Source organism: Corynebacterium sp. UD i78, assembly GCF_056280545.1.
In genome coordinates this window covers 1,818,933-1,845,388 of sequence record NZ_JBWCED010000001.1, presented here as the reverse complement: position 1 = coordinate 1,845,388, position 26,456 = coordinate 1,818,933, and the positions used below count along the sequence as shown (strand labels likewise).

23 protein-coding genes are annotated in these 26,456 nt (G+C 67.0%); 15 read left to right on the top strand and 8 right to left on the bottom strand.

Annotated elements, in window-relative coordinates; all coding sequences use genetic code 11:
- Positions 1 to 124 precede the first annotated feature (124 nt).
- The 3 genes from ACZ9GM_RS08690 to ACZ9GM_RS08680 form a co-directional block, all read right to left on the bottom strand.
- Positions 125 to 1,273, bottom strand: a complete 1,149-nt coding sequence (locus tag ACZ9GM_RS08690) for a SufD family Fe-S cluster assembly protein (RefSeq protein WP_476037657.1) — start codon at positions 1,271 to 1,273, stop codon at positions 125 to 127.
- A gap of 46 nt (positions 1,274 to 1,319) precedes the next feature.
- Entirely contained in the window at positions 1,320 to 2,045 is a 726-nt protein-coding gene (locus ACZ9GM_RS08685; RefSeq protein WP_476037656.1) for an ATP-binding cassette domain-containing protein, read from the bottom strand.
- Positions 2,046 to 2,429: 384 nt separating this feature from the next.
- Positions 2,430 to 4,670, bottom strand: a complete 2,241-nt coding sequence (locus ACZ9GM_RS08680; RefSeq protein WP_476037655.1) for an NADP-dependent isocitrate dehydrogenase — start codon at positions 4,668 to 4,670, stop codon at positions 2,430 to 2,432.
- Positions 4,671 to 5,073: 403 nt separating this feature from the next.
- Here ACZ9GM_RS08680 and ACZ9GM_RS08675 point away from each other — a divergent pair, with 403 nt between their 5' ends.
- The 3 genes from ACZ9GM_RS08675 to ACZ9GM_RS08665 are packed head-to-tail and all read left to right on the top strand — an operon-like array spanning position 5,074 to position 8,264.
- Positions 5,074 to 6,390, top strand: a complete 1,317-nt coding sequence (locus ACZ9GM_RS08675; RefSeq protein WP_476037654.1) for an MFS transporter — start codon at positions 5,074 to 5,076, stop codon at positions 6,388 to 6,390.
- 10 nt (positions 6,391 to 6,400) lie between these two features.
- Positions 6,401 to 7,375, top strand: coding sequence for an exodeoxyribonuclease III (locus tag ACZ9GM_RS08670; protein WP_291474017.1), 975 nt, complete (start codon positions 6,401 to 6,403; stop codon positions 7,373 to 7,375).
- Positions 7,376 to 7,421: 46 nt separating this feature from the next.
- Positions 7,422 to 8,264: an SDR family oxidoreductase gene (locus ACZ9GM_RS08665; protein ID WP_476037653.1), complete on the top strand. Its 843-nt coding sequence runs from the start codon at positions 7,422 to 7,424 to the stop codon at positions 8,262 to 8,264.
- Here ACZ9GM_RS08665 and ACZ9GM_RS08660 read toward each other — a convergent pair whose 3' ends face one another.
- Positions 8,265 to 9,110: an SLAC1 family transporter gene (locus tag ACZ9GM_RS08660; RefSeq protein ID WP_476037652.1), complete on the bottom strand. Its 846-nt coding sequence runs from the start codon at positions 9,108 to 9,110 to the stop codon at positions 8,265 to 8,267.
- A gap of 203 nt (positions 9,111 to 9,313) precedes the next feature.
- Between ACZ9GM_RS08660 and ACZ9GM_RS08655 the strand changes: the two genes are divergently transcribed.
- The 3 genes from ACZ9GM_RS08655 (at position 9,314) to ACZ9GM_RS08645 (ending at position 12,022) form a co-directional block, all read left to right on the top strand.
- A complete protein-coding gene (locus ACZ9GM_RS08655; RefSeq protein WP_291474014.1) occupies positions 9,314 to 10,243 on the top strand; it encodes a LysR family transcriptional regulator in 930 nt (309 codons plus the stop codon).
- An 11-nt stretch (positions 10,244 to 10,254) separates the two neighbouring features.
- Positions 10,255 to 11,262 (top strand): tryptophan--tRNA ligase, encoded by a 1,008-nt coding sequence (gene trpS / locus ACZ9GM_RS08650; RefSeq protein WP_291474013.1) that lies wholly within the window; start codon positions 10,255 to 10,257, stop codon positions 11,260 to 11,262.
- Positions 11,263 to 11,389: 127 nt separating this feature from the next.
- A complete protein-coding gene (locus ACZ9GM_RS08645; RefSeq protein WP_476037651.1) occupies positions 11,390 to 12,022 on the top strand; it encodes a hypothetical protein in 633 nt (210 codons plus the stop codon).
- Here ACZ9GM_RS08645 and ACZ9GM_RS08640 read toward each other — a convergent pair.
- Both ACZ9GM_RS08640 and ACZ9GM_RS08635 read right to left on the bottom strand, forming a co-directional pair.
- Positions 11,934 to 12,806 (bottom strand): N-acetylmuramoyl-L-alanine amidase, encoded by an 873-nt coding sequence (locus ACZ9GM_RS08640; RefSeq protein ID WP_476037650.1) that lies wholly within the window; start codon positions 12,804 to 12,806, stop codon positions 11,934 to 11,936. The genes ACZ9GM_RS08645 and ACZ9GM_RS08640 overlap by 89 nt on opposite strands.
- A 30-nt stretch (positions 12,807 to 12,836) precedes the next feature.
- Entirely contained in the window at positions 12,837 to 13,403 is a 567-nt protein-coding gene (locus ACZ9GM_RS08635; RefSeq protein ID WP_476037649.1) for a hypothetical protein, read from the bottom strand.
- Positions 13,404 to 13,768: 365 nt separating this feature from the next.
- On the opposite strand from ACZ9GM_RS08635, the gene ACZ9GM_RS08630 reads away from it, so the two are divergent.
- The gene (locus tag ACZ9GM_RS08630) at positions 13,769 to 14,413 is read left to right on the top strand and encodes a hypothetical protein (protein ID WP_476037648.1); all 645 of its coding nucleotides are present in this window, start codon (positions 13,769 to 13,771) and stop codon (positions 14,411 to 14,413) included.
- Positions 14,414 to 14,698: 285 nt separating this feature from the next.
- The gene (locus ACZ9GM_RS08625; protein WP_476037647.1) at positions 14,699 to 15,814 is read left to right on the top strand and encodes a YhjD/YihY/BrkB family envelope integrity protein; all 1,116 of its coding nucleotides are present in this window, start codon (positions 14,699 to 14,701) and stop codon (positions 15,812 to 15,814) included.
- 18 nt (positions 15,815 to 15,832) lie between these two features.
- On the opposite strand, the gene ACZ9GM_RS08620 is transcribed toward ACZ9GM_RS08625, so the two are convergent.
- Positions 15,833 to 17,068 carry a D-alanyl-D-alanine carboxypeptidase family protein gene (locus tag ACZ9GM_RS08620; RefSeq protein WP_476037646.1) on the bottom strand — a complete coding sequence of 412 codons (1,236 nt, stop codon included), beginning with the start codon at positions 17,066 to 17,068 and terminating at the stop codon, positions 15,833 to 15,835.
- Positions 17,069 to 17,104: 36 nt separating this feature from the next.
- On the opposite strand from ACZ9GM_RS08620, the gene ACZ9GM_RS08615 reads away from it, so the two are divergent.
- From ACZ9GM_RS08615 to ACZ9GM_RS08585, 7 genes are all read left to right on the top strand, one after another.
- Positions 17,105 to 18,439, top strand: coding sequence for an adenosine deaminase (locus ACZ9GM_RS08615; protein WP_291474006.1), 1,335 nt, complete (start codon positions 17,105 to 17,107; stop codon positions 18,437 to 18,439).
- Between the two features lie 355 nt (positions 18,440 to 18,794).
- Positions 18,795 to 20,594 (top strand): ABC transporter ATP-binding protein, encoded by a 1,800-nt coding sequence (locus ACZ9GM_RS08610; RefSeq protein WP_476037645.1) that lies wholly within the window; start codon positions 18,795 to 18,797, stop codon positions 20,592 to 20,594.
- Positions 20,591 to 20,899 carry a hypothetical protein gene (locus ACZ9GM_RS08605; protein WP_476037644.1) on the top strand — a complete coding sequence of 103 codons (309 nt, stop codon included), beginning with the start codon at positions 20,591 to 20,593 and terminating at the stop codon, positions 20,897 to 20,899. The genes ACZ9GM_RS08610 and ACZ9GM_RS08605 overlap by 4 nt, the downstream gene beginning before the upstream one ends.
- A gap of 4 nt (positions 20,900 to 20,903) precedes the next feature.
- On the top strand, positions 20,904 to 22,349 hold the full coding sequence (locus tag ACZ9GM_RS08600; protein ID WP_476037643.1) for an ABC transporter ATP-binding protein: 1,446 nt from the start codon (positions 20,904 to 20,906) through the stop codon (positions 22,347 to 22,349).
- 10 nt (positions 22,350 to 22,359) lie between these two features.
- Positions 22,360 to 22,995, top strand: coding sequence for a TetR/AcrR family transcriptional regulator (locus tag ACZ9GM_RS08595; RefSeq protein WP_291473335.1), 636 nt, complete (start codon positions 22,360 to 22,362; stop codon positions 22,993 to 22,995).
- 76 nt (positions 22,996 to 23,071) lie between these two features.
- Positions 23,072 to 24,064 carry an ABC transporter substrate-binding protein gene (locus tag ACZ9GM_RS08590; protein WP_476037642.1) on the top strand — a complete coding sequence of 331 codons (993 nt, stop codon included), beginning with the start codon at positions 23,072 to 23,074 and terminating at the stop codon, positions 24,062 to 24,064.
- 24 nt (positions 24,065 to 24,088) lie between these two features.
- Positions 24,089 to 25,450 (top strand): aminotransferase class I/II-fold pyridoxal phosphate-dependent enzyme, encoded by a 1,362-nt coding sequence (locus ACZ9GM_RS08585; protein ID WP_476037641.1) that lies wholly within the window; start codon positions 24,089 to 24,091, stop codon positions 25,448 to 25,450.
- Here ACZ9GM_RS08585 and ACZ9GM_RS08580 read toward each other — a convergent pair.
- On the bottom strand, positions 25,437 to 26,189 hold the full coding sequence (locus tag ACZ9GM_RS08580) for a LiaF domain-containing protein (protein ID WP_476037640.1): 753 nt from the start codon (positions 26,187 to 26,189) through the stop codon (positions 25,437 to 25,439). The genes ACZ9GM_RS08585 and ACZ9GM_RS08580 overlap by 14 nt on opposite strands.
- Positions 26,190 to 26,456: the final 267 nt, after the last annotated feature.

The window sequence follows — 26,456 nt, the reverse complement described above, 5'->3', positions numbered from 1 at the left end:
TTTTGCTGCACAGAACGATAGACCACAATCTGCCGGACAGCAAACAGCTCGGTCTACTTTCTCGCATAACCCCAGTTCAGGCGGGTGATGCAGGTAGACCGAGCTGTTCAGGTGTGGCAGGGTGTCACATTTTCTCGGCACCGCGGGCAGCGGAGACCAGTTCGGTGACGCGGTCGCGGACCGAGGCCGGGATCCGGCTGTCCTCCAGGTTGAGGAAGCCCCGGACGATGAGGTCGCGGGCGGAGTCCTCGTCCATACCGAGGGACTTGAGGTAGTCCAGCTTCTCGTCGTCGATCATGCCGACGGACGCCTCGTGGGACAGCTGGGCGCGGGCGATCCTGGCGTCCAGTGACGGGACGGAGTTGATGCCGCCGCCGTCGCGGAGCAGCAGGCCGTCACACTCGAGGAAGCCCTTGACGTCCGGCGCGGTCGAGGTCAGGGTGGACGCGTTGCTGATGCGCCCGCCGTCGGAGACCATGCGGGCCACCATCTCGGCCTGGGCACCGGGTCCGGTCAGGACGGTCACGTCCTCCATCTCACGGTCGGTGCCCTCCGGCGCGAAGACGATGGAGTGCGAGGTGCAGCGCGAGTCCTTGCCCAGTTCGGTGACCGAGGTGGAGCGGGCCTCCTTCAGGGCGGAGACCGCGATGGACACGGAACTGATGGTCGCGCCCTCGCCGACCGTGGTTCGGTCGTAGGTGTGCACGGACATCTCCGGGCCCCAGCGGTCCACGTCGACACTGCGTAGCTTCGCGCCGTCGCCGATGAAGGTCTCGCCGACGGAGACGTGACTGCCCCGCGTCAGTCCGGGGGCCACCGCGGCGCCGGAGACCGAGTCGACCTCGGCGTTCTTGCCGATGACGGTGATGTCGTGGACGAACTGGCGTTCCTGCGGGACAGTCATCACGGTGAAGGACTGCCGCGGCATCTCAACCTTGGCGTTGTCCTTCACCCAGGTGAAGGTGCCCAGCGGGGTGCGGGTGGACTCGAAGGCGCGTCGGAGGATCTCGTCCTCGTCGGGGCTGATGAGACTCCACATGAGGTCCTGTACCCAGGGGTAGGTCAGGAGGGCGTCCGCCAGGGGCATGACGATGACATCCGGGTCGGAGGAGTCCATGGTGGTGTAACCGTGGTCCAGGACGATGGTGGTGGAGGCGCGCTTGGCAGGATCCTCCCAGCCCACCTGGGTGAGCAGTTCAGGGGTGGCTGCCTCGGGGCCGACGGCGGCGGTGAACTCTTCGACGGTGGAACGGGTGGTGGCCGGGGCGGTCATGGTGATCGCGTCCTTTCTGTTGTGGGTTGTGGTGTGTTGTGGTGTGTCAGCGGTAACCGTCGACGCGGATGCGGTCGAACATTGCCCGGGGCTCGCCGGTGGAGACGATCGTGCCGTCGACCATGAGGTGGGCGACTGTGGCGTCCAGGCTGTCGAGGATGAATCCGGTGTGGGTGATGATGAGGCCGGCGCGGGGACGTGCCTGGTCGTCGGAGGAGCTCAGCAGGTCGCGCACGGCGCGGCCGACGACACCGACCTGCTCCATGTCGACACCGGACTCCGGCTCGTCGAACAGGCACAGCTGCGGCCCCTGCAGGGCCAGCTTCATGACCTCGAAGCGCTTGGCCTCACCGCCGGAGAAACCGCAGTTGACGTCGCGGTCGCCGAGATGGTCGAGGCCGAGCTCCTGCTCGACCTCCGCCAGCCGGTCACCGGCGCCGATGGCGGCGGCGAGTCGGTCGACGGACACCCCGGCCAGGGCGGGAGGACGCTGGAAGGCGAGTCCGATGCCGGCACGGGCACGGTCCTCGATCTCCAGGGTGGTGATGTCCTCGCCGCGCAGTGTGGCGGTGCCTGCGGTGATCCGGAATGGGTGCAGGCCGATGATGCCGGCGAGCAGGGTGGACTTCCCGGAGCCGTTCGGGCCGAGCAGGATGTGACGCTCGCCCTCGTTGATCGTGAGGTTCACGTCGTGGCAGATGGTGTGTCCGACGCCTTCATCATCGACGGCGGCGATGCTGACGTTCTTCAACTCGAGGAGGGGAGTGGTCATGATGTCCTGCACCCGGCTTTCTGTCGGAGTTCTCTGCCGGCGGGAACGGTCCGGTGGAACCGGTAACTGTGTCCGCCGATCACGGTTGTGGGATTTCTCCCGACCTTCTGTGTCCTTCACCTCTGATTCTACGGTTGATCACCCCCGAAACGGACTGTGATCATGGCCGTACACCCCTATCTGGGGCCATTGACGGGTGATCTTTAGGCGAGCCATGCCTTTTTAAACGTCACCCCTGTATATACCCCTGTTTGGCGGCCACGGGGAACGGGTCCGCATACGACGGAACCCCTGGGCACCGTGCCGTGGAGGGCAGGTACCCCGGGGTTCCGGGTGCGTCAGGGAAGGACGCTGAAGGACGCTGAAGGACGCTGAAGGCGCAGTCTAGCGGGCGGCGAGCCCGTCGATGACGGCGTTGAAGGTCTGCGACGGGCGCATGACCTTGGTGGTCTTCTCGTCGTTCGGCCAGTAGTAGCCGCCGAGGTCGACGGAGGTGCCCTGACCGCCGCGCATCTCGACCTTGATGGTCTCGAACTGCTTCTCGAGCTCGTCGGCGACCGGGGCGAAGATCTCGGCCAGTTCCGGGTCCTCGGTCTGCTCGGCAAGGTTCCGGGCCCAGTAGGCGGCCAGGTAGTAGTGGCTGCCGCGGTTGTCGATCTCACCGATCTTGCGGGCCGGGGACTTGTCCTCGTTGAGGATCTTCTCCGTGGCCTTGTCCAGGGCGTCCGCCAGGACCGGGGTGCGCGGGTTGTTGTCCGTCTCGGCCAGCTTGCGCAGCGACTCGGCCAGGGCGAGGAACTCACCCAGGGAATCCCAGCGGAGGTAGTCCTCCTCGATGAGCTGCTGGACGTGCTTGGGGGCGGATCCGCCGGCACCGGTCTCGAAGAGTCCGCCACCCGCGATCAGCGGGACGATGGACAGCATCTTGGCGCTGGTGCCCAGCTCCATGATCGGGAAGAGGTCGGTGAGGTAGTCACGCAGAACATTGCCCGAGACGGAGATGGTGTTCTCGCCGGCGCGGATGCGGTCGATCGAGACCTGGCAGGCCTCCTCCGGGGAGAGGATGCGGATGTCCAGGCCTTCGGTGGAACCGACGAGGTCGGCGTCCTTCAGGCACTCCTCGACCTTGGTGATGACGTTCCGGTCGTGGGCGCGGGTGGCGTCCAGCCAGAAGATGGCGGGCCAGCCGGTGGAGCGGGCACGGTTGACGGCCAGCTTGACCCAGTCGCGGACCGGGATGTCCTTGGCCTGGCAGGCGCGCCAGATGTCGCCGGTGGCGACGGTGTGGGACATGAGAACCTCGCCGGCGGAGTTGACGACCTCGACGGTGCCGTCGGAGGGGATCTTGAAGGTCTTGTCGTGGGAGCCGTACTCCTCGGCCTTCTGCGCCATGAGGCCGACGTTCGGGACGGTGCCCATGGTGGTCGGGTCGAAGGCGCCGTTCCTGCGGCAGTCGTCGATGACGACCTGGTAGACACCGGCGTAGGAGGAGTCCGGGAGGACTGCGAGAGCGTCCTGCTCCTCGTTGTCCTTGTTCCACATGTGACCCGAGGTGCGGATCATGGCGGGCATGGAGGCGTCGACGATGACGTCGGAGGGGACGTGCAGGTTGGTGATGCCCTTCTCGGAGTTCACCATGGCGATCGACGGGCCCTCGGCGAAGCCCTTGTCGAAGGCGGCGCGGATCTCGTCGGCCAGCTTCTGATCCTCGAACTCGTCGAGGCCGGAGAGGATCGCGGCGAGGCCGTTCTCGCCGTTGAGGCCGTGGGAGAACAGCTCGTCACCGTACTGCGCGAAGACATCGGCGAAGTAGGCGCGGACGACGTGGCCGAAGATGATCGGGTCGGAGACCTTCATCATGGTGGCCTTGAGGTGTGCGGAGAAGAGGATTCCCTCCTCCTTGGCACGCGCGACCTGGGCGGCGAGGAAGCCGTCGAGCGCGGCGGCGTGCAGCACGGTCGCATCGACGATCTCCTTGTCGAGGACCGGCAGGGACTCCTTGAGTACGGTGACGGTGCCGTCGGCGGCGACGAGGCGGATCTGCAGGGTGTCGTCCCCGTCGATGATCACGGACTTCTCGTTGTGACGGAAGTCGCCCTCGGTCATGGTCGCGACGTTGGTCTTGGAATCCTTGTCCCAGGCACCCATGGTGTGCGGGTGCTTGCGGGCGAAGTTCTTCACGGCCTGCGGTGCGCGGCGGTCGGCGTTGCCCTCCCGCAGGACCGGGTTGACGGCGGAGCCTTTGACGGAGTCGTAGCGGGCGCGGGCGTCCTTCTCCTCGTCGGTGGCGGGCTCGTCCGGGAAGTTCGGGAGCGCGTAGCCGTCGGCCTGCAGCTCGGCGATGGCTGCCTTGAGCTGGGGGACGGATGCCGAGATGTTCGGCAGCTTGATGATGTTCGCGTCAGGGGATTTCGCGATCTCGCCGAGCTCTGCGAGGGCGTCGTCCACCCGCTGCTCCTCCGGGAGCAGATCGTCGAAGGCGGCGAGGATGCGGGCGGCCAGCGAGATGTCCCGGGTCTCGACCTCGACGCCGGCGGTACCGGCGAAGGCCTCGATGACGGGCAGCAGAGAGTAGGTCGCAAGGAGCGGTGCCTCGTCGGTACGCGTGTAGATGATTTTGGCCATGGGCAGGTACTCCCTTGTGTTCTATTGCTGTGGGCGGTCAACCGATACGGTGCTCAGTTAATGCCCGTGTATTCGCATGTCATTCGGTGGCGATCGATGTCGCCGGAATCCACGGGACCTATGATACGGCAAAGTAATGGACGCCACTCTCTCCGGGGGAGGTAGACGAGCGGTGGCGTACACATAACTGTCGTGCAGGTCACAGTGGGCGGATCGCGGTCCGTCGCCGTGTGACTGACACGTCACACACGACCGGCGTGGGCTTGCGGTATCCGCCCGGACGTGGTCGCATAGGTGCTTCCCCGAGGCCCCTCAACGTTCGCGGTCCGAACTCCTGTCGCCCGGGATGCCGTCACCACCGAATCCCGACCTCCACTTTTCCGCTCTAAAAGGTGATGAATTAATGCTTGATTCTTTCCCGTCATCCACCGACCCTGACACCGACCCTGACACCGACACCACGACCGCTCCCCGTCGACGGCTTCTCCACGTCCCGCACCCGCACCGCACCCCGTTGCCGCGGCAGACCGAGATGGGACGCCGCCGTCGGCCCATCGCCATGCTCGCCCTGGCCCTCGGCGGCTTCGGCATCGGCACCACCGAGTTCGTCTCGATGGGTCTGCTGAGCTACATCGCCGACGACTTCGGCATCACCGAAGCTCAGGCCGGCCATGTCGTCACCGCCTACGCCATGGGCGTCGTCGTCGGTGCTCCGCTGATCACCACACTCACCGGACGCATCCCCCGACGGCGGCTGATCATCATCCTCATGGTGGCCTTCACTTTCGGCAACGGTCTGAGCATGTTCGCCCACTCCTACGGACTGCTCATGGTGGCGCGGTTCATCGCCGGCTTCCCGCACGGCGCCTACTTCGCCGTCGCCAACCTCATCGCCGCGTCCATGGCCGAGCCCGGCAAACGGGGTCAGGCCATCGCCCGGATCTCGTTGGGACTGGCCACCGCGACAGTGGTCGGTGTTCCGGTGGCACAGTGGATCGGTTCAGTGCTGGGCTGGGCGGCGGCATACGGCGTCGTCGCGTTGATCGGCCTGGCGACCCTGACCGGGCTGTGGATCTCGATGCCGCACCTGACACTCATGCCCGTCACCCGACCCCGTACCGAGGCCGGCGCCCTGGTGAACCCACAGGTCTGGCTGACACTGCTGTCCGGGGCGATCGGCTTCGGCGGCATGTTCTGCGTCTACACCTACATCTCCTGGACGATGACCGAGCGCGCCCACTACCCCGAGAACATGATGTGGTTCGTGCTCATGGTCTACGGCATCGGCATGGTCATCGGGAACATGGTCGGTGGACGCCTCGCCGACCGCAATATCCCCCGATCCATCGTCGGCGCGTTCCTGACGATGATCGTCATGCTGGTCGGCTTCTACTTCGCCAGTACCGTCGCCCCGCTGGCGATCCTGATGTTCGGCCTGGTCTCCGTCGGCGGCGGCATCCTCGTCATCGTCATGCAGACCCGTTTCATGGATGTCGCAGGTAAGGCCCAGAATCTCGCCGCCGCGATGAACCAGTCGGCGTTCAACATCGCCAACGCCTCCGGTGCGGCCATCGGTGGCGCGGTCATCAGCGCGGGGTACTCCTATTCGGCACCCGCGCTGGCCGGAGCGGGCCTCGCGCTGGCCGGTCTGGTGATCTTCGTCCCGACCCATCTGCTCTACCGGAGGCAGCTGGCCCGGGAGGTGCCTGCCGCCGGTTAGGGTGGTGCGCATGAGCCTCACCGTCGCCACCGTCAACGTCAACGGGATCCGCGCCGCCGCAAAGCAGCGCAATGAACTCAATCACGGCATCCTCCCCTGGTTGGACGCCACCCCGGCGGACATCGTCCTGCTGCAGGAGGTCCGCGCCACCCCGGAGCAGACCGAGGCGACGCTCGCCCCGGCGCTGGCGTCCGGCTGGCACCTGGTGCAGGCCGAGGCGGCGGCGAAGGGGCGCGCCGGTGTCGCGATCCTCTCCCGCGCGCGGATCGACGACGTGCAGGTCGGGTTCGGTGAGATGCCCGGTGCCGAGGAGTTCGGGGACGCCGGGCGGTGGATCGAGGCGAAGACCGCCGGCATCACCGTGGCCAGCGTCTACCTGCCCTCCGGCGCGGAGAACACCACCAAGCAGGATGAGAAGTACCGCTTCCTCGATGTCCTCGGTCCCTACCTCGCCGCCCGTGCCGCGAGCGGGGAGGAGATGGTCGTCGGCGGTGACTGGAACATCTGCCACCGCCGCGCCGACCTGAAGAACTGGCGTCCCAACCGGAAGAAGTCCGGCTTCCTGCCCGACGAGCGCGCTTTCATGGACTCCCTGCTGGGCACCTTCCCGGACGCCACGACGCAGGTCGGGGACGCCACGGACGCGGGACGCAACGGCAATCCGGCCGGTGGGGCAGGGGACTTCTTCGGCGCAGTGGACTACACGCCGGGGCAGGTGGCCCGAGCCCGGGTGGCCGGGGGAGCGTCCGGTGACCCGCAGTGGTTCGATGTGCTGCGTCAGCTGCATGCCGATGAGGAGGAGGGGCCGTACTCCTGGTGGACCTGGCGCGGGAAGGCCTTCGACACGGGTGCCGGTTGGCGCATCGACTACCAGATCGCGACCCGCCCGCTGTTCGAGCGCGCTGTCGCGGCCTGGGTGGACAAGGCACCCGATTACGACCTGCGGTGGAGCGACCACTCCCCGGTGCTGGTGGAGTACAACTAGGCGGAAGTCGCCCCGCCGCGTCCTCCCGGCGGTTAGGGTTGCCTGCATGAGTAACTCAGCAACCCTGGCAGGCAGGACCATCCTCATGAGCGGCGGTAGCCGCGGCATCGGCCTGGCGATCGCGCTGCGGGCCGCCCGCGACGGCGCGAATGTCGCCGTCCTCGCGAAGACCGACACCCCGCATCCCAAGCTGGAGGGCACCATCCACACCGCGGCCGACGCCATCGAGGAGGCGGGCGGGAAGGCCCTGCCGATCCACGGTGACGTCCGCAACGACGAGGACATCGCCCGCGCCGTCGCCACGACCGTCGAGATTTTCGGCGGGATCGACGCGGTGGTGAACAACGCCAGCGTCATCGACCTGTCCCGTACGCTGGACCTGGCGGAGAAGAAATACGACCTCATGCAGGACGTCAACGTCCGCGGTACCTTCATGCTCTCCCGGGCGGCCGTGCCGTACCTGAAGCAGGCGGAGAACCCGCACATCATCTCCCTGTCCCCGCCGCTGAACACCACCCCGCAGTGGCTCGGCGCGCACACCGGCTACACCCTGGCGAAGTACGGGATGACCATGGCCACCCTGGGCCTGGCCGCCGAGTTCGCCGACGACGGCATCGCCGCCAATGCGCTGTGGCCGGCCACCACGGTCGCCACCGCCGCGGTGAAGTACGCCCTCGGCGGCGACGAGATGATGCGTGTCTCCCGTACCCCGGACATCGCCGCGGATTCCGCCTACGCCCTGCTGACCACGGATTCCCGGGAGATCACCGGGCAGTCGCTGATCATGGAGGAGTTGCTCGCCGAGCATGGTGTCACCGACCTGTCGGGCTACGCCGCGGTTCCTGGGACCCCGGACTCCGCACTGCACCGGGACATCTTCCTGGACTGATCAGCCGAGGTGCCGCCGACGTACGGCGGACGCGGTACCGATGGCGGCCAGCGCCACGTGGATGCACAGAAACAGGAGTAGCCCGGCGCTCACCGCGTCCACCCACGCCACGCCCGTCACTGCCGCGAGAGTGTGCGTCCCCAGACTGCAGGTGCCGACCGGGAAGGTCGCGGCCCACCACGAGGGATTCGGCATCGGACGGTGGAGGAGTGCGCCCCAGTGGTTCACGGCCGCCCAGCCCGCCGCGGGAAATCCCAGGCACAGCACTGTCACGGCGTAGACGACGCCGACCGTGGCCCCGTCGGTGAGCAGCAGTGCCGCAGCGGAACTCTGGCCGACCACCCCGAGCGGGATCCATGTGGCCGCCGCGGTCTCGGCGGGCGGGCGGCGTCCGGCACAGAGGTACACGCGCGCGAAGGCGGGGACAGCAGTCAGCAGGGACGCGGCGAAACAGAGCACGCCGGGTAGCGGGTGGCCGAGCTGGGCGGCATTGGTCGCGGCAACCATCGGGGTGACGAGGGGGAGGACGCCGGGGAAGGTCGCGGGTACCTCACCGCGCAGGAAACGGACGCCCTGGACCATCAGCACGACCACAGCGGCAACCGAACCGAGGACCCAGGTGACGGCGTGTGCGCCGGACCAGCCGAACGTGGTGTCCACAGCGGATCCGAGAGCGAGGACACCCATCGTCATCATCGACCAGGCAGGGATGTCGCTGAACCGTGGTGCCCTCACCGCACCGGCGACCAGGATGAGGAGGACACCGGCCGCCAGGACGGTGACTGCGGCGCCGAGCGGGGCCGCAAGACGGATGCCGAGCAGGGACCCCGTGACAGACAGTCCCATCACGGCCCCTCCCCAGGCGGCCCCCGGACCGGGCAGTGCCGGTGCCGCCACGGGTGCAGTGACCGGTCCCGGACTCTGTGCCGGGCCTGGTGCAGATCCGGCGACCCGGGCGGTGGTGTGTTTCACGGACATGGGTTTCACGCTAATCCGTATTCGTTCTGACCAGGGATAACGAGTTTCACCGTCGGGGGTACAATGCGAGCATGTACCCCAACGTGCCGCCGGTCGACCAGCTCGTCACACTCATCGCCGTCGACGAGCACCGCAGCATCGCATCGGCGGCCCGCGCTCTCGGGTTCAGCCAGCAGACGGTGAGTGCGAGGGTGGCGTCCGCCGAGAGGACCCTGGGGGTGAAGGTGTTCCGGCGTGGTATCGGCGGATCTGAACCGACCGAACGGGGGCGGGCGGTCCTCGATGCCGCGCACGAGTACCTCGACGCGGTGGGCGGCTTTTCCCGTGTCATCGCCGGGGCCGCCCGTCCAGACGCCGCCCGGTCGTTGCCGGTGGCGGTCTCCAACACGGTCGCCGAACTGTACTTCCCGTCGTGGGCGGCCCGCTTCCACAAGCAGAATCCGCAGGTCCGGTTGCTGCTGCGTCCCTGCAACTCGGCAGCGGTGGGGGAGGCGGTCTCCGACGGGGACTGCCCGCTCGGTTTCGTCGAGGGGACGACGGTCAGTCACGGCCTGGATTCTGCGGTGGTCGGGGTGGACGACCTTATTCTCGTGGTCCCGGCGTCCCACGCCTGGGCGCAGCGTGATGTGCGTACGGGTCCGGGGGTGACGGCGGCGGAACTGCGTCGGACGCCGCTGATCATGCGCGAGGCAGGCTCGGGGTCACGTGATGTCGTCGAGGACGTCCTCGGCACGGTCGCCACCCCGGCCGGTGAGTTCGGGTCACTGTCGGCACAGCGGGCGGCGGTGACGGGGATGGGGGAGCCGACGCTCATCGCGGCACGTGCGGTCGCCCGTGAGCTCAAGCTGGGTGAACTGGTCCGCGTCCCCGTGCAGGACGCCACGTTCCGCCGCCTGATCCGCGCGGTCTTCCCCCGTCACGGCGCCCTGGAGAGGGACGCCGCGGCGCTGCTGGACATCGCCCGGGAGGGAATCGGTGGAGCGGTCGGGTCACCGATGTAAGGTTGCTGGTCATGAGTGAAATGCAGCGCGTCCTGTCCGGAATCCAGCCCACCGCGGACTCCTACCACCTCGGGAACTACCTGGGAGCGGTCAAGCAGTGGATCGACCTGCAGAACGACTACGACGCCTTCTACTTCATCCCCAACCTGCACGCCATCACCGTGGACCAGGATCCGACGGAGCTGCGCGACCGCACCACGGCCGGGGTCGCCCAGCTGCTGGCGCTCGGGATCGACCCGGAGAAGTCGACGATCTTCGTGCAGTCCCAGGTTCCGCAGCACGCAGAGCTGGCGTGGGTGCTGACCTGCCTCACCGGGTTCGGCGAGGCGTCCCGCATGACGCAGTTCAAGGACAAGTCCTCCAAGCGCGGCGCGGAGCGTACCTCGGCCGGCCTGTTCATGTACCCGATGCTCATGGCGGCGGACATCCTCCTCTACAGCCCGCAGCTCGTGCCGGTGGGCGAGGACCAGCGTCAGCACCTGGAGCTGACCCGCAACCTCGCCGAGCGGTTCAACGCGCGCTTCGGTGAGACCTTCGTGGTGCCGGACGGGTTCATTCCGCAGGGTGCGGCGAAGATCTACGACCTGCAGGAGCCGACGGCGAAGATGAGCAAGTCGGGAGAGAACCCGAAGGGCATCGTCAACCTGCTGGACGCACCGAAGACCTCCGCCAAGCGGATCAGGTCCGCGGTCACCGACAATGACGGTGAGATCCGCTACGACAGAGACAACAAGCCGGGCGTGTCGAACCTGTTGGTCATCCAGTCCGCACTGACCGGCCGGTCGATCGACGAGATCGTGGCAGGCTACCAGGCCACAGGTGCGCAGTACGGCGCGTTGAAGGTGGACACCGCCGACGCCCTCGAGGCGTTCACCACGCCGCTGAAGGCCCGCTACGACGAATACATGGCTGATCCGGCGGAGCTCAAGCGCATCCTCGACCGGGGTGCGGAGAAGGCCGCTGCCGTCGCTGAGCCGCTGGTGGCGAAGGTCTACGAGCGGATGGGTCTGCTGCGGTAGAGCGCTGCAGGGCGCTCGGGGCATCGCATGGTGCCCTGGCCGTCCAATCTTCGCCATGATGTTCACCTCCATTCCCACCAGTGTTGCACTGACGGTTTGAGACTAGGGCGCCTTTTTGTGAAGGTGCGTGAGTTTCTCGTCCGGCGGCCGGATCGACTCCACGATCCAGACCGTGACACGCGTGCCGTTCACCGGCGCTGACGAAGCCCCTCCTCGCCCCTCCTCGTCCCTGGCAGCCGCATCGTCGACCGTCCCAGGTTCCCTGGATTCCCTCGACGACCTCAGCGAGGACAGGATCTCTGCGGAGCGGACCATCGATCTGCCCGTCCTGTACACCGTCGATGCCGAAGAAGAGCAGGGCGGCGAAGCCGAGATCACCGACGCCATCAACGAGGGCGTCGAGGGCATGAACCGTACCCTGGACCGTTCCGACATCGAGGGCAAGGTCAACCTCGCCCACGCCGGGAAGATCGACTTCCAGGAGCCCGACAACCAGGGCCCGCGAGGACGACGCGGTGTCCAGGAACTGCGCGACGAGTACAGCGCAGCCCTGGTCTCGGTCGTCGTGTCCGGCGCGGAAGACGGCGACCGATCGTCCAACCTGAAGAAGCTCTTCGACGAGACGATTCCGTTCGTCGCCGACTACCGGTGGAGAAGTCCGGGCGACCGGATCAGGCCAGGTAGGTGGCGATGCCTTCCGCCACCGCCTGGGCGCGCTGCTGGCGTCCTTCCGGGGACCGCAGCGCCGCCAGATCATTGAGGTCACGCATGTTGCCGAACTCGATGAGGATCTTCGGCTTCGTCGAGAGGTTGAGTCCGGAGAGGTCGGCGCGCGGGTTCAGTCCGTCGACCCCGAGATAGTTGGAGGTGGGAAGCCCGGCGGCGACCATGGTGTCCCGCACGGTGGACGCCAGCCGGGAGGACTCCTCCGACAGGTTCTGCGGCAGAGGGTCGGTGACCGCGGAAATGTGGAACCCCGTGTTCCCGGGCCCGGATCCGTCGGCGTGGAGACTGACGATGACGTCCGCCGCTGAGGCGTTCTCCTTGTACGTCCGCTCGTCGATGCAGTCGGCGCGGTTGACGTCATCGGTCCGGGACAGTAGGACGGTGGCCCCGGCGTCCTCGAGGATGGCCCGGAGCTGCTGACCGATCTCCCAGGTGAAGGTGTGTTCCGGCCACCCGTCGTCGGATGCCGTGCCTGAGGTGTTGCACGATTTCGTGCCGCCCCGGCCGTCGTCGGCCGTGAGCTCCGCGGGTGGGGCAGTACCGGCGTGGCCCGGGTCGAGGTAGACGGTGCGGTCTGCGAGTGCGGCGAGATTTCCGGCGGGTGCGGACAAGGGAGGATCACTTTCCCGGGCGTTTTCCTGGGCAGCTTCCAGGGTAGGTGAGGGCGCGGCATCTGAGTCGTCAGATGACGACCGGGTGACGGTCACGATGGTGGGACCGTCGTCGGAGGTCTCGACATCACCGATGGTGCAGGCGGAGAGTGCCAGCAGTGAGATTGCGAGGGCGCTACCGACAGTCAGTCGGGTCTTGAGGATCATGAGGTTCTTTTCTGCGGGCAGGTCGGGTGATCAGGGATAGACGTAAACGATACTGTTGAACTCGGTCGTGCACTTCCAGAGGAAATCCCGGTCACTGTCCTGAGCCTTGAGGCAGGAGAGGTCGACGTTCTCGCTGCGGTTGTAGCTGTAGACGGTGATGTTCCGCGATGATCCTTCGTGGACCGTGGTCCCGGACAGCACATCGCCGACATCGCGGGCGAAGTCGCATTGTGCGGTGCCGGCACCGGTGAGGACATAGCTTGCCGAGGTCCCGGTGGATCCGCAGTCCTGCTGAACGTTGAGTCCTGCACCGTAGTACCCGCTGCCGATGCTGCCCGATCCGGAACTGCTTCCCGAACTGGCGGAGCCGCTGGAGCTGCCACCTGAGTTCCCGTCGGACGACGGAGCGGACTGCACTGCCGTGGGCATCGAAGAGCTACCGGAGTCTGGGTCAGGGTCGGAAGAATCAGACTGTTCGGTGATGACGACGACCGTGGTCTGGGCCGGTGCCGCAGAGTCCTTGTCATCACCGCCGGACGCGACCAACCAGACGACGAGAGCTGCAACGACCACCAGTGCAGTGACGCCGACGATCACAGGGATCAACCAGGCCGGTCGTGACGGTTGTGGGGAACAGAAGGGAGCAGGAAACTGGCCCTGAGGGGAGAATTGTCCTTGAGGCTGCTGGGGGTAAAAGGGATTCGTGTTGCTCATCGACGTGTGTGCCCATCCGTAGGTGGGGTTAGGTGGGGTTAGGTGGGGTTAGGTGAGGTCATGAAACCAGGGGTTGTCAGGAAGAAGAATAGACCGTTACCTGGGTTTCTTCTATTCGGGTGAGTCTGCGGTGAGCCCCAGGTTCTGGGGGCTCTGTGTCTGTGAAACCCCGGCGCAGAATCTGAGAGATACGCCAGGGCCCGGGATGATCCTCGGATACCCTGAGGAAGACTGATGAAGGAGACCATATGAACGACAGTCGGCAGACTCCCGCCAACCCGTGGGTGAATGCCCCTCAGCAACAGTCGCAGGGGAGTCCACGCCGGGGGAAGGCCCTGGCGACCGTGGCGGCCGTCCTCGTTGTGGTGGTGCTTGTCGTGGTCGGTGCGTGGGCACTGACCGGCAATGACTCAGACGACAGTGACACCGCCGCGACGACATCTACCGAATCACCCGAAGTCACGTCGGACGCTCCGGCCACACTCACGACGGTGACGGTGGCTCCGGAGGAACAGGCCGTGGAGACCACGACGCCGACGGCCGTACCGCTTCCGGAGTCTTCCCCGGACCCTTCCCCGGAGGACGCCCCCTCCGGCTCCGGCCCCTTGGCCTGCGACGGACGCGGCGTCCTTATCGTGAATTCGGTCATGGACGACGCCCAGAACTTCGACCAGCAGATGACAGACTCCCGGACACAGTGGCCGGACGCGATTCTCATGGAGCCGGGCGACTGCCCGTCACTGCGCCCTGCAGAGCCCAAGAGCGGCGCCTCGGTCTACGCGTTCGTCATCGACTACGGCGATGACCTGGCGGCACTGTGCACCGCAGAGCGCAACGGCGGCGGCAACGCCCGCCTCCTCAACAACGACACCTCGTACTCCTCGCCCTGCTGACGGGACGGCTCCGGCACCCCGATCGCCAGGCGCGGCCGGTCGTACTCGTCCGAGGGCGCCCGCAGATTGTCGAGCCGCCCGTCGGAGTGGTCGGTGACCGGGAAGTCGTCCTGGTCCCTGACATCCACGCCGGACATGGTGTTCTCCTGATCGTCGTGCGCCCGGTTCTTTCTTCCGACGCAACAGTCGTGATCGATGTACCGTGCCAATTGCAACGTATGCCCGGTGTTTTCCGCATTAGTGTGGAGAACTGCCCCTAGATCAGACGACCGTGAGGATGTACCGATGGCCGCCAGCACTGAAGTCACGACCACAGGCACCGACGACAACGGCGACGGTGGCGCCGAAGAGAAGCAGTCCGCCGTGGAGAAGTTCCGGGCGAAATGGCCCTGGCTCGACCACGTCATGCACATGAACGACCGGTACGGGGAGCAGGGCGGAAACTACTATGCCGCGGGTATCACCTACTTCTCGGTGCTGTCGATTTTCCCGCTGATCATGCTGGTAGTGGCCGTGGTGGCCATGATCCTGGCGGGTAACGAGGATCTGCTCAACGACATCATCGACGACATCAAGGACTCTGCGTCCGGCGATCTCGGTGACACTCTCACCGACATTCTGAATACGGCGATCGGACAGCGCGGAAGTATCTTCGGTATCGGTCTTGTGTTGACTCTCTGGACCGGTCTCGGCTGGATCGGGAATCTGCGCGCCGGTATCTCCGCGATGTGGAAGGCCGACCTGACAGCGGATAATTTCATCAAGGGAAAGCTGAGCGATCTCATCGCCCTGATCGGTCTGCTGCTGGCCCTGATCGTCGCCTTCGCCGTCACAGCGGTCGGCTCCGGCGGATTCACCTGGACGATCATCGAATCACTGAACCTGGACAACATCGCGGGAATCCGTGTGTTCGTCTGGATCGTCGCGCTGGTGATCGCCCTGGTCGCCAACTGGGTGGTCATGTACTGGATGCTGATGTTCTTCCCCCGCACCCACGTGCCCCGTAAGGCCGCGGTGCGCGGCGCGATCATCGGTGCAGTCGGACTGGAGTTCATGAAGCAGTTCGCCACCGTCTTCTTCAACAACACCATGTCCAACCCGGCCGGCGCGGCATTCGGTCCGATCATCGGTGTGATGGTGCTGCTCTACCTGCTGTGGCGCATCACCCTCTACTGTTCCTCCTGGGTCGCCACGTCCCCCGAGGCGCTCGCCGAGGTCATTCCGGACGCCCCGGCCCCGGCCGTCATCCAGATCCGACGCGACTCCCATCCGCCGGCCAGGACCGAACAGAATGTCCGGCAGGCAGGTCTGGTCGGGGCGGGAGCCGCGATGGGCGTCCTGCTCGGCGGGGTTGTCATGAAGGCGGGCGGCGCAATCGGCGGGCTGTTCAGCAGGAAGTAGGGCCTGCCCGCCACCGGTTCAGCGCCGTCGGCGGATGAGGATCCACGCCCCGGCGGCGAGGACGCACACCATACCGGCGACGATGAGGGACACCCCGGTGGTGGTCAGGGAGTTCTCCGACCGGTCGGGGTCCGCAGCCGGGACGGCTTCGTTCTCCACCGGGGACGCCGTATCCAACAGCTGCCCGACCGAGGCGTCCTCCGGAGCATCGAAAGCGGCGTCGAAGATCCCCTCCGCCTGCTGCCACGGACGCCCCGCCGCGACGGTCGAATTGAGCATCACCACGCCCAGCGTCCGCCCCTCACGGGAGACCGCGGCGGCGTAGGTGTGCCGGGCATTGTCGGTGAAGCCTGTCTTCCCGCCGATCGTGCCGGGGTAGTCGTAGAGCAGCCCGTTGTCGCTGGCGATCTGGAACTCCGGGTTGTCCCCGAAGCCGGGGAATGTCGCCTGCTCCGTGCCGAGGAGTGTCCGGACGTCCTCCCGCTGGAACGCCGCACGGTACATCAGCGCCAGGTCGTAGGCGGTGGTCTGGAGCTCGGGGGTGTCCAGGCCGTTGACCGTGGTCACCTTCGTCGCCTGCACGCCGAGGTCATCGGCGAGTGCCTGCATCCTCGCCACCGTGGCGTCCGTACCGCCGAGCGCTCCGGCCAGGGCGAGGGCTGCGTCATTGCCGGAGTTCATCACGAGCCCCTGCAGCAGCTGCTCCGCGGTGTACTTTCCACCGGCCCCGACCCCCACCTTCGAGCCGTCGACATCGGCCATCTCCTCAGTGACCTTGACCTTCTGGTCCATGTCCAGTTCGTCCAGCGCGATCATGACGAGCAGGATCTTGATGACCGAGGCCGGACGGTACAGCCCGTAGGGGTCCTTCGCGGCGAGCACGTCGCCGGAGTCCACATCGTAGAGTACGTAGCTGCCCAGGCTCAGCCGCTCCGGCATGTCCACCCCGTCCGCCGCGACATTCCCGCAGGTGTCCAGGTCTTCTCCGCCCGGACCCGGACGCTCCACGGTGATCACCGGGTCCACGTCCGCACCGCGCACGGCGTCCTTGTCGAAGGCCCGTGGCAGGCGCTCATCGTAGCGGCAGTCGTCGGTCCACAACGCATGGTCGCGTGGCAGCGGCGTCCCCACCGGGGCGGTCAACGGCAGCCACTGGTCCCGCGGCATGCCGTTGAGCCCCTCCTGCGCGGCGGCGGGGGAGACGGTGGCGGCCGCCATGAGCACGGCAAGTCCGGCGGAAAGGAGAGTACGCATCGTGGAGGAACTCTACCGGCGGTATCGTGGTGCACCATGACTGAACCCGCGTACTCCACCGTCGATCCCGAGATCGTCCGCACCCTGCCCAAGGTCGTCCTCCACGACCACCTGGACGGCGGGCTGCGTCCCCAGACCATCATCGACATCGCCGCCGAGACCGGCTACGACGGACTGCCCACCACCGACGCCGGCGAGCTGGAGAAGTGGTTCTTCGACGCCGCGAACTCCGGTGACCTGCCGACCTACCTCACCACCTTCGACCACACCACCGCCGTCATGCAGACGAAGGACGCCCTGGTCCGCGTCACGAAGGAGGCCGTCGAGGACCTCGCCGCCGACGGTGCGTGCTACGCCGAACTGCGCTACGCCCCCGAGCAGCACCAGGCCAGGGGACTGAGCCTGCAGGAGGTCGTCGACGCGACCGTGCAGGGTGTCAAGGAAGGTGAGCGCGCCGCCGCTGCCGCGGGCCACCGCATCCACGCCCGCCTGCTGCTGTGTGCGATGCGCCACGCCGACCGTGCCCTGGAGATCGCCCAGCTGCTCGTCGACAACTACGGCGAGCACAGCCCGGGCGAGGGCTACGTCGTCGGCTTCGACATCGCCGGTGCCGAGGACGGGTTCCCGCCGTCCAACCACGTCGCCGCTTTCAGCCTGCTGCGCGAGAACCTCATTCCAGTGACTGTCCACGCCGGTGAGGCCGCGGGTGTGGAGTCCATCGCCGACGGGCTGCGCCAGGGAGCGGTGCGCATCGGCCACGGCGTCCGGATCTACGAGGACATCGAGGCCACCATGGGCGGGCTCGAGCTCGGGAAGGTCGCCAGGTTCGTCCGCGACCGCCGGATCCCGCTGGAGATCTGCCCGACCTCCAACACCCAGACCGGCATCTGCGAGACGGTGGAGGAGCACCCCTTCAACCTGCTCTACGAGCTCGGTTTCACCTGCACCGTGAACACCGACAACCGTCTGGTCTCCGGCTGCACCATGAGCGGTGAGATGGTGAAGCTCGCCGAGGCTTTCGACCTGGAGTACTGGCAGTTCCTCGAGCTGACCACCAATGCGCTGGAGACCGCGTTCTGCGACCAGCCGCTGCGCGACGAGTTGGAGCGCGAGGTCATCTACCCCGCGTACTCCGAACTGGGGGACGCCATGGACCTGGCCGTTGACGAGGTCGAGGGTCGTGCCGCCGCTGCCGGCATCGATGCGCTGCACGGTGAGCACGTCCACTCCCACGGCGTGGGTTCCGAGGAGGTCGAGCTGTCGATGGAGAACCTCAAGGCGGAGCTGGAGCAGCTCGGCCTGAGCCTCGACGACGGTGAGGATGAGGCAGAGGACGCTGACGGGGACGCAGGGGACGACGCCGGGAAGTAGGGCCCGGGATGTGGGGGGGATGCCGGGAGAGCGGATGTCCGGGCAGGGGTCCCCACCGGGTATCTGCGGGGTGACGCCGGTGGCATCCCTCCCTGCAGGGTGGCAGCTCTTCCTGTCGCCTGGACCAGCTGAGGCGACTGGAAGAGATGCCACTGTGCACGTAGCAATGCCTCGCAGTGCCGCCCCAGGGCCGACGGCGACTACTCCGGGGCGGTGCGGGGCGGTGACCGGCCGGCAGGTGCAGGGGCCGAGGGATGGGGGAGGGGTGGACGGGTGTGACCCTTGCGTGCGTGGTTCCACGCAACCTAGTGTGATGAGCATTCACAGTTAGGTAGTGCAAGCCTCAAGGAGGACCATGTCTGCGCAGTCGCAGAGTCCGCATAGCCCGCATAGCCCGCAGGGGCCACCCGCACAGTCTCCACCGGTTGTCCCTGATGCACCGGACAACAGGGCCGAACAGAAAGCCGGCGCGGGCGCGCTGAAGAATCTGCTCCGTCCGGTCTCAGGGCGTCTCATGCTCGGACGGATTCTTTCCGCTCTCTCCGCCGTCCTGGCTGTCGTCCCGTACATCGCCCTGGTCAAGATCGGTGCACTGCTCATCGACGGGGCGTCCTCCGGCGACGGTTCCGGCACCGGCACCGGCATCGACGGCGACGAGGTCAACCGTTGGCTCACGATTCTGCTCGGCGCCTTCATGGCTCGGCTCGTCATCTACTTCATCGCCCTGTCGGTCACCCACTTCGCCGATGTGGCCCTGGGGCACGGTATCCGGCTGCGGATGGTGACACGCTTCGCGAAGGTCCCGCTGAGCTGGTTCACCGCGACGAACTCCGGCCGCGTCCGCAAGGGCCTGCAGGACGACATCACCACCGTCCACTACCTCATTGCCCACCAGCCGGTCGAAGGCACCGGCGCGGTGGTCATGCCGCTGGCGCTGATGGTCTACGCCTTCATCGTGGACTGGCGGCTCGGACTGCTCTCCGTCGCCGTCGTCCCCGTGTACCTGCTGGCCATGATGATGACCATGAGGAACATGGGGGAGAAGACTGTGGAGATGGACCGGCGGCTCGGCGATGTCTCGGCCCGCATGGTCGAGTTCGTCACCGGCATCTCCGTGGTCAAGGCCTTCGGCCGGGTCGGACGCGCGCACCGCAGCTACCAGCGTTCCGCCGATGAGTTCTACGACTTCTATCTCGCCTGGGTGAAGCCGCTGATGGCCGTCTCCTCCCTCGGCCAGTCCATCCTGGCGGTGCCGCTGATCCTGCTGGTCAACCTCGGCGGCGGCATGCTGCTGGTCCACAACGGTTACGTCGGTGTGGCAGATGTCCTGGCCACGTCGCTGATCGCACTGCTGGTGCCGTACTCCCTGGAGACCATGCAGAACAACACCTGGTCCAGCCAGATCGCCGGGGCCGCCGCGCTGCGCCTCACAGGTCTGCTCGAGACCCCCGTGCTGCAGGACGCCGCCAGTGCGAAGACCGCCCCCGTCTCCCACGAGGTCACCTTCGACCACGTCACCTACCGTTACGCCGGGGCAGACACCCCGGCGGTCGACGACGTGAGCTTCACCCTGCCCGCCGGCACTGTCACCGCTCTCGTCGGCCCGTCAGGGTCCGGTAAGTCCACCATCGCCACCCTGCTCGCCCGTTTCGATGATCCGCAGTCGGGCACGGTGGCTATCGGCGGCGTCCCTGTGAGGGACATCGCCGATCTGTACTCCCATGTCGGGTTCGTGCTGCAGGATCCGCAGCTGGTCGCCGTGAGCATCCGCGACAACATTGCGCTGGGTCGGCCGGACGCCACCGATGCCGAGGTCCGGGATGCCGCCCGGGCCGCCCATGTCCTCGACGAGATCGAGGCCCTGCCCGACGGCTTCGACACCGTCTACGGCTCGGACACCGGACTGTCCGGCGGACAGGCCCAGCGCATCGCCATCGCCCGCGCGCTGCTGATGGACGCCCCGGTGCTCGTCCTCGATGAAGCGACCGCGCTGACCGACCCCGAGTCGCAGCACGAGATCCAGCAGGCCCTCTCCACCCTCGCGGAAGGACGCACCGTGCTGGTCATCGCCCACCGCCCCGAGGCGATCGCCGGGGTGGACCGGGTCATCCACGTCAACAACGGACAGGTCACCGCCGAGGAGGCACGGGCATGAAGCTCCCCCTGATCGACATCGTTCCCCGGATGCGCCGGATGATCTCCCATCCGGAGGCCATGACTCCCGCCCTGCTCACCAGTGCCGTCGCGGGGCTGGTCGAAGGTCTGGCCCTGGCGGCCCTTCTGCCGGCGATCTCGTCACTGGCCGCCGACGAGGCCTGGTGGGGGCTGACCACACCCGGCTGGCTGGTGGTCTTTGCCGTCCTGGCGCTGGTCAGTGTCGCCCTGAACTTCGTCAAGGACCAGCGCAACTACCGCGTGGCGATGGACTTCCTGCGCAGTATCCACCGCCTGGTGTGGTGATCAGGTGTCGCGTCAGCCGCTGGGCTGGTTCGCGCGTCCACTCGCCGGACGTCTGTCCCGGATGGTCTCCTCCGAACTCATGACCACCGGCGAGATCTTCGCCCACATGATCGGCCCGCTGGTGTCCCGCATTGTCACGGCGACGGTCGTCATCGTCGCCGCCTGGTTCTGGAGCCCGTGGCTCGGGCTCGTCCTCACCCTCGCCGTCCCGGTGTTCCTGGTGATCACGCTGTGTTCCACGGCGCTCGCCAGGAAGGGTGGACGCATCCATGAGCCGGACGAGGAGGAACTCGCCGACCGCATCGTGGAGTACGCCCAGTGTCAGGGTGCGCTGCGTTCCTGCGGGCACAGTGAGGACTTCGCCCCGCTGACTGCGGCTCTGGACAATGCGGTCGCGTCAAAGAAGAAGTCACTGTGGATCGAGACACTGGGACTGCTGCTGTCCGGCGCAGTGACTCAGGGGGTGATTGTCGCGCTGATCGCGGTGACCGGCACATTGGCCGTCGACGGGACGCTGGAGCCGGTCCCGGCACTCGCCTTCATCGGACTGGCACTGCAGTTCACCTCCACACTGTCGGCGATCACCGAGGGGGCGATGGGTCTGGAGACCAGGCGTCCACTGCTGGACAGCATCGACGGCGTCCTCACCGCCGAGCCGTTGGCCGAACCGGACACCCCCGCGCGGCTCACCGCGCCGGGCTCGGTGGAGCTGCGCGGCGTGACCTTCGGCTACACGCCGGACGCTCCGGTGGTCCGGGACCTGTCCTTCGAGGTGCCCACCGGGTCGATGGTCGCGCTGGTCGGGCCGTCCGGCTCGGGTAAGACGACGGTGGAGAAACTCATCTCCCGGTTCCACGATGTCGATTCCGGTGAGGTGTTCGTCGGTGGCGTCCCGGTGACGCGGCAGACCACGGAGCAGCTCATGGCGCAGCTGTCGATGGTCTTTCAGGACGTGTACCTCTTCGACGACACGCTGGAGGCGAATATCGCGGTGGGCCGGGAGGGGGCGTCCACCGCCGAGATCCGGCACGCCGCGGAGCTGGCGGGTGTCACGGAGATCGCCGCGCGACTCCCGGAGGGCTGGGCGACACAGGTCGGGGAGGGTGGTAAGGCACTGTCCGGCGGTGAGCGGCAGCGGGTGGCGATCGCCCGGGCACTGCTCAAGCAGGCTCCGGTCGTGCTGCTGGACGAGGCGACGAGCGCGCTGGACGTGGAGAACGAGGCACATATCGTCGCATCCGTCGAACAGCTCCGGAAGGACGCGACACTGCTGGTCGTCGCACACCGGCTGGACACCATCGCGAAGGCGGACTCGATTGTGCTGTTCACCGCCGACGGGCAGATCGAGGCGCAGGGCACGCATGAGGAACTGCTCGCGGCTGAGGGCACGTACACGAGGTTCTGGAACCATCTGCACCATGCGCAGGGATGGACACTCGTCGACCGGTAGGCTGGTCATCATGGGTGTCGGAAAGAAGACCGGGCCGAAGCCGTCGTTCACCAGGGGGGACGTGGTGGACGCCGCACTGGCGATCGGCGTCGACACGTTCACGCTCGCCCAGGTGGCGAAGCGTATCGGCGTGGTGACCTCGGCGGTGTACCGGCGGTTCGATTCCCGCGATGACCTGTTGGACGCCTGCCTGGCGAAGGCGGCGTCCTCCATCGCGGTCCCTGCGCCGGGGGCGAGCTGGCAGGAGGTCTGCCGGCTGTGGGCCGACGAGTGCTGGCAGGTCTGCGAGAACTTCCCCGGCCTGGCTCGTGCCGTGTACTCCTATGCGCCGGCCTTCACCCATGTGGGGCAGGTCGCCGGGGCGTATGCGGCGGCGCTGGAGTCTCACGGGTACACCCGGGGACAGGCGGGGTTCGCGCTGGACTTCCTGGGGGACACGGTCTTTGCGTGCCGGCTCGGCGTGGAGTCCATGCGCGCCACCGACGGGTCGGGGGAATCCGGTCTGTCCCGGGCGAAGGCGAGGGTAGGGAAGGAGGTTCCCGACCATCCGTTCCAGCCGGACGAAACCTGGGCTGACCGCGGGGCCACTGATGTGAAGGTGGAGTTCATCATCGACGGTCTGGGGCGGCACTGGCCGGAGATGTGAGGGTGTGTCCGGTGTTCACCCCCATTACTGTGAATACTGTTGACAGTTGGGTGAGCGCTGCCTAACTTCTGTGAATATGACGTACACATCCGCCCTGTCACGGGCCACCGCCGCCATCCTCACACTCGGGCTCGCCGCCGGCTTCACCGCCTGCGGCTCCGACGACGCCTCCTCCGAAGGTGGTGCTGACACCATCACCCTCACCAATGCCTTCGAGGACGCCGACTACCCGGTCGCCCCGGAACGTGCGGTCGTCACCGCGTCCGCCCTCGACAATGTCCTCGCCCTCGGGATCACCCCGGCCGCCGTCGTGATGACCGAACAGGACGAGGACGCCCCGTGGCGGGAAGGCAGGCTCGACGGGGTGGAGCGGATCACCGTCGCCGCCTACGGAGACACCGATGCCGAGGCGATCGCCGCCGCTGACCCCGACGTCATCATCGGTGACATCTACTGGATCGACTCGCAGGACGAATACGACCAGCTCACCGGAATCGCGCCCACACTCAACGGTCCTTCCGCGGACCCGACGGAGGCCACCTGGAAGGAACGGCTCAGTCAGCTCGGTGACCTCTACGACAGGGAGGACGAGGCGCAGCAGATCATTGACGAGGACGCGGACCTCTTCACGCAGTTGAAGGAGGATCTGCCTGGTCTGTCGGGGAAGACCGGCTGGGTGGGACGTGACCAGGGCGACGGGAAGATCGGTACGTCACCGGACCCCTCCGAGGCGTCCAACTCCTTCCTCTACGACCTCGGCATGACCCTGCCGGCGACCATCGAGGGGAAGGAACCCAATGCGGCAGGTGGCGCGTACGTCGTCAGTCCGGAGAGCTATGACGAGTTCGCCGCCGACTTCTCGGTGATCTACACCTCTGCCGGGATCGCATCGCTCGAGAGCCGCCCGACCTTCGCTGCCCTGCCGCAGGTGAAGAACGGGACCATGATCAGCGACAACTATGCGGTGGTCATCGGCCTGGCACAGCCGAGTTCTCTGGTCCGTACCTGGGCGGTCGACGAACTGCGTCCCACCCTGGAGAAGGTCGCTGCGGCTGACCCGGTGGAGTGACCTGCCTGTGGCATAGTGGCTCACGTGACTGAGCAGGAAAAAGGGCACCTCCCCATCACCGGATCGACCGCCGCCGGCATCGCCGACAGTGTGCGGGGACTCGTCGACCGTGGCGTCCTCGTCCCGGGTGACCGACTGCCGCCGGTCCGCAGCCTGGCGGACACCCTCGGCGTGAACCGGAACACCGTACAGGCGGCCTACCGGAACCTCGTCCACGCCGGAATCGCCGTCAGCCGTCGGGGTGCGGGCACGACCGTGGTGGGAGTCGAGGAAACCGCGACAGAGGGGGCTGCGTCCGGTAACTCCTCCACCGTGCGCGACATCGGCCACGGCAACCCGGACGCCACCCTGCTGCCGGACGCCTCCTCGGTCCGCCTCGCTCCGGCACCACCACCGCTCTACGGCACCGCTGCCACCCATCCTGAGCTGGGACGCGTCGCCCTGCGGTTGCTCGGCCCCGACCTCGCTGACCGGGCCGAGGACGCCGTGATCAGTGTGACCGCCGGCGCCGTCGACGCCCTCGAACGCCTCCTGGCCACCGTCGCCACCACCGGCGACGCCGTCGCTCTCGAGGACCCCTGTTTCCTCAGTTCCGGCAACTCCACGCGCCTGGCCGGTTACCGCATCCTGCCCGTTCCGGTGGACGCCGAGGGGATGGACGCTGCCGCACTACGCGCCGCCCTGGATGACGGCGCACGGGCCGTGGTCTGCACGCCGCGGGCACACAACCCGACCGGGGTGAGCCTGACGCACGCGCGGGCGCAGGCGCTGCAGGAGGTGCTGGCGGACTACCCGGGCGTCCTCGTCATCGAGGACGACCAGTTCGCGGGACTGTCGCAGTCACCCTACGAGACCGCGATCCCGGCAGGTCAGACGCGGTGGGCGCTGGTGCGCTCGATGTCGAAGTCCCTGGGCCCGGATTTGCGGACCGCGCTGGTGGCGTCCGACCCGGAGACCGCGGAGAAACTGTCCCGGCGGATCAACGGCGGCACGACCTGGGTGAGTCATCTGCTGCAGCGCACGGTCGCCGCCCTGCTGTCGGACGCCGACATCCGCTCCAGGCTCGATACGGCGGCGACCCATTACGCCGGACGCAACGCGGTGTTCCTGGCCAAGCTGGCGGGGGCGGGGCTGGCGTCCCCCAGCGTCGACGGACTGAATATCTGGGTCGACCTGGGTGTTCCCTCGGCCGCGGCGGCCGCCGATCTGCGGGGATGCGGCTGGATCGTGCGTGACGGCGGGCTGTTCCGGCTCGACGGTGCAGCCGGTGCTGATGCGGACACGCATCTGCGTCTCACGGTGCATGAACTGTCGGACGCCGACATGGACCGTCTGGTGGCCGACCTGGTGGCGGTGTCTGGGGAGGCCACGTCTAACCTCCGGTGAGCCAGCTCCAGAAGCCCTGCTTCTCGCCCGGCTCGGCGACCCGTACCCGCAGATCGCCGAACATCGACCGGCCGGTGAGGACGACCGTCGGCGCACCCGGGTAGTTCGGCGTCGCACCGCCCTCGCGCTGCGAGACCTTCACATCGCCGAAGGTGAGCTTCATCTGGTTGACGACCTGCACCCCCGGTGGCACGGTGAGTTTCACGTCGCCGAAGATCTGGTTGACCTGCAGCACCGTGGTGGACGCCGTGAGCGTCATATCCCGGATATCCAGGTCGAGGTCACCGAAGACGAGGCTGTAGCCCTCGCGTTCGCGCAGCTGCATGGTGCCTCTGAGAGCGATGTCGCCGAACCAGGTCGACTGGGTGGGGACGTGGTTCTCGGGGACGACCGTGGTGGACTGGTAATGGTTGATGGTGGTGGAGAAGGAACTGATACTGCCCTTGGGCTTCGCCGCCGGGGCGGGGTTCCCGGCGTCCTCGGGGGAGGGGGCCGCCTTCTCCGCGAGCCGGTCGATCTCGGCGTCATCGGGCGGGGAGGTCTTCCCCGCGACGAGCTGCTCGATGCGGGTGAACCGGTCGGCGTCGGTGACCGACCAGACGGCGTCGCTGATCGTGGAGAACTCGCTGAGGTCGATCCGCCCCTGGCCGACGGCGAGGGTGAGCTTCTCATTGAGCGCCTGGCGTCGCTCATCGGTGATGCGTGCGGGCAGCGGGTCAGTCGGTTCAGAGGACGTCATATGGTCGAGGATACCTTCGGGCTTCGTGTCGCCATTGCAGCAGTTCTGCGTCAGGCACAGGTCCGGACTCCGCTGCCACAGAATCGCGATTCCGTGCCTGACGCAGAATTGAAGCCCCAGGATGGGGAGGGGCGGCAGGCGGGGCGAGATGTCGTACCCGGGGTCGGCGTCCTACTGCAGGTAAACACCACTTAACCGATCAAGTTAATCGATAAATGAGCAGGTCAGGCGGCTTGACTTAACCGCTTCAGAAGCCTTGACTGAGCG

Excerpts from the sequence above, each read along its gene's own strand:
- ACZ9GM_RS08665 (WP_476037653.1), top strand. The coding sequence starts at position 7,422 with ATGAGTAACTCAGCAACCCTGGCAGGCAGGACCATCCTCATGAGCGGC.
- ACZ9GM_RS08690 (WP_476037657.1), bottom strand. The coding sequence starts at position 1,273 with ATGACCGCCCCGGCCACCACCCGTTCCACCGTCGAAGAGTTCACCGCC.
- trpS (WP_291474013.1), top strand. The coding sequence starts at position 10,255 with ATGAGTGAAATGCAGCGCGTCCTGTCCGGAATCCAGCCCACCGCGGAC.
- ACZ9GM_RS08640 (WP_476037650.1), bottom strand. The coding sequence starts at position 12,806 with ATGATCCTCAAGACCCGACTGACTGTCGGTAGCGCCCTCGCAATCTCA.
- ACZ9GM_RS08610 (WP_476037645.1), top strand. The coding sequence starts at position 18,795 with ATGTCTGCGCAGTCGCAGAGTCCGCATAGCCCGCATAGCCCGCAGGGG.
- ACZ9GM_RS08630 (WP_476037648.1), top strand. The coding sequence starts at position 13,769 with ATGAACGACAGTCGGCAGACTCCCGCCAACCCGTGGGTGAATGCCCCT.
- ACZ9GM_RS08620 (WP_476037646.1), bottom strand. The coding sequence starts at position 17,068 with ATGCGTACTCTCCTTTCCGCCGGACTTGCCGTGCTCATGGCGGCCGCC.
- ACZ9GM_RS08660 (WP_476037652.1), bottom strand. The coding sequence starts at position 9,110 with ATGGGACTGTCTGTCACGGGGTCCCTGCTCGGCATCCGTCTTGCGGCC.
- ACZ9GM_RS08605 (WP_476037644.1), top strand. The coding sequence starts at position 20,591 with ATGAAGCTCCCCCTGATCGACATCGTTCCCCGGATGCGCCGGATGATC.
- ACZ9GM_RS08685 (WP_476037656.1), bottom strand. The coding sequence starts at position 2,045 with ATGACCACTCCCCTCCTCGAGTTGAAGAACGTCAGCATCGCCGCCGTC.
- ACZ9GM_RS08615 (WP_291474006.1), top strand. The coding sequence starts at position 17,105 with ATGACTGAACCCGCGTACTCCACCGTCGATCCCGAGATCGTCCGCACC.
- ACZ9GM_RS08655 (WP_291474014.1), top strand. The coding sequence starts at position 9,314 with ATGTACCCCAACGTGCCGCCGGTCGACCAGCTCGTCACACTCATCGCC.
- ACZ9GM_RS08625 (WP_476037647.1), top strand. The coding sequence starts at position 14,699 with ATGGCCGCCAGCACTGAAGTCACGACCACAGGCACCGACGACAACGGC.
- ACZ9GM_RS08595 (WP_291473335.1), top strand. The coding sequence starts at position 22,360 with ATGGGTGTCGGAAAGAAGACCGGGCCGAAGCCGTCGTTCACCAGGGGG.
- ACZ9GM_RS08670 (WP_291474017.1), top strand. The coding sequence starts at position 6,401 with ATGAGCCTCACCGTCGCCACCGTCAACGTCAACGGGATCCGCGCCGCC.
- ACZ9GM_RS08590 (WP_476037642.1), top strand. The coding sequence starts at position 23,072 with ATGACGTACACATCCGCCCTGTCACGGGCCACCGCCGCCATCCTCACA.
- ACZ9GM_RS08675 (WP_476037654.1), top strand. The coding sequence starts at position 5,074 with ATGCTTGATTCTTTCCCGTCATCCACCGACCCTGACACCGACCCTGAC.
- ACZ9GM_RS08580 (WP_476037640.1), bottom strand. The coding sequence starts at position 26,189 with ATGACGTCCTCTGAACCGACTGACCCGCTGCCCGCACGCATCACCGAT.
- ACZ9GM_RS08680 (WP_476037655.1), bottom strand. The coding sequence starts at position 4,670 with ATGGCCAAAATCATCTACACGCGTACCGACGAGGCACCGCTCCTTGCG.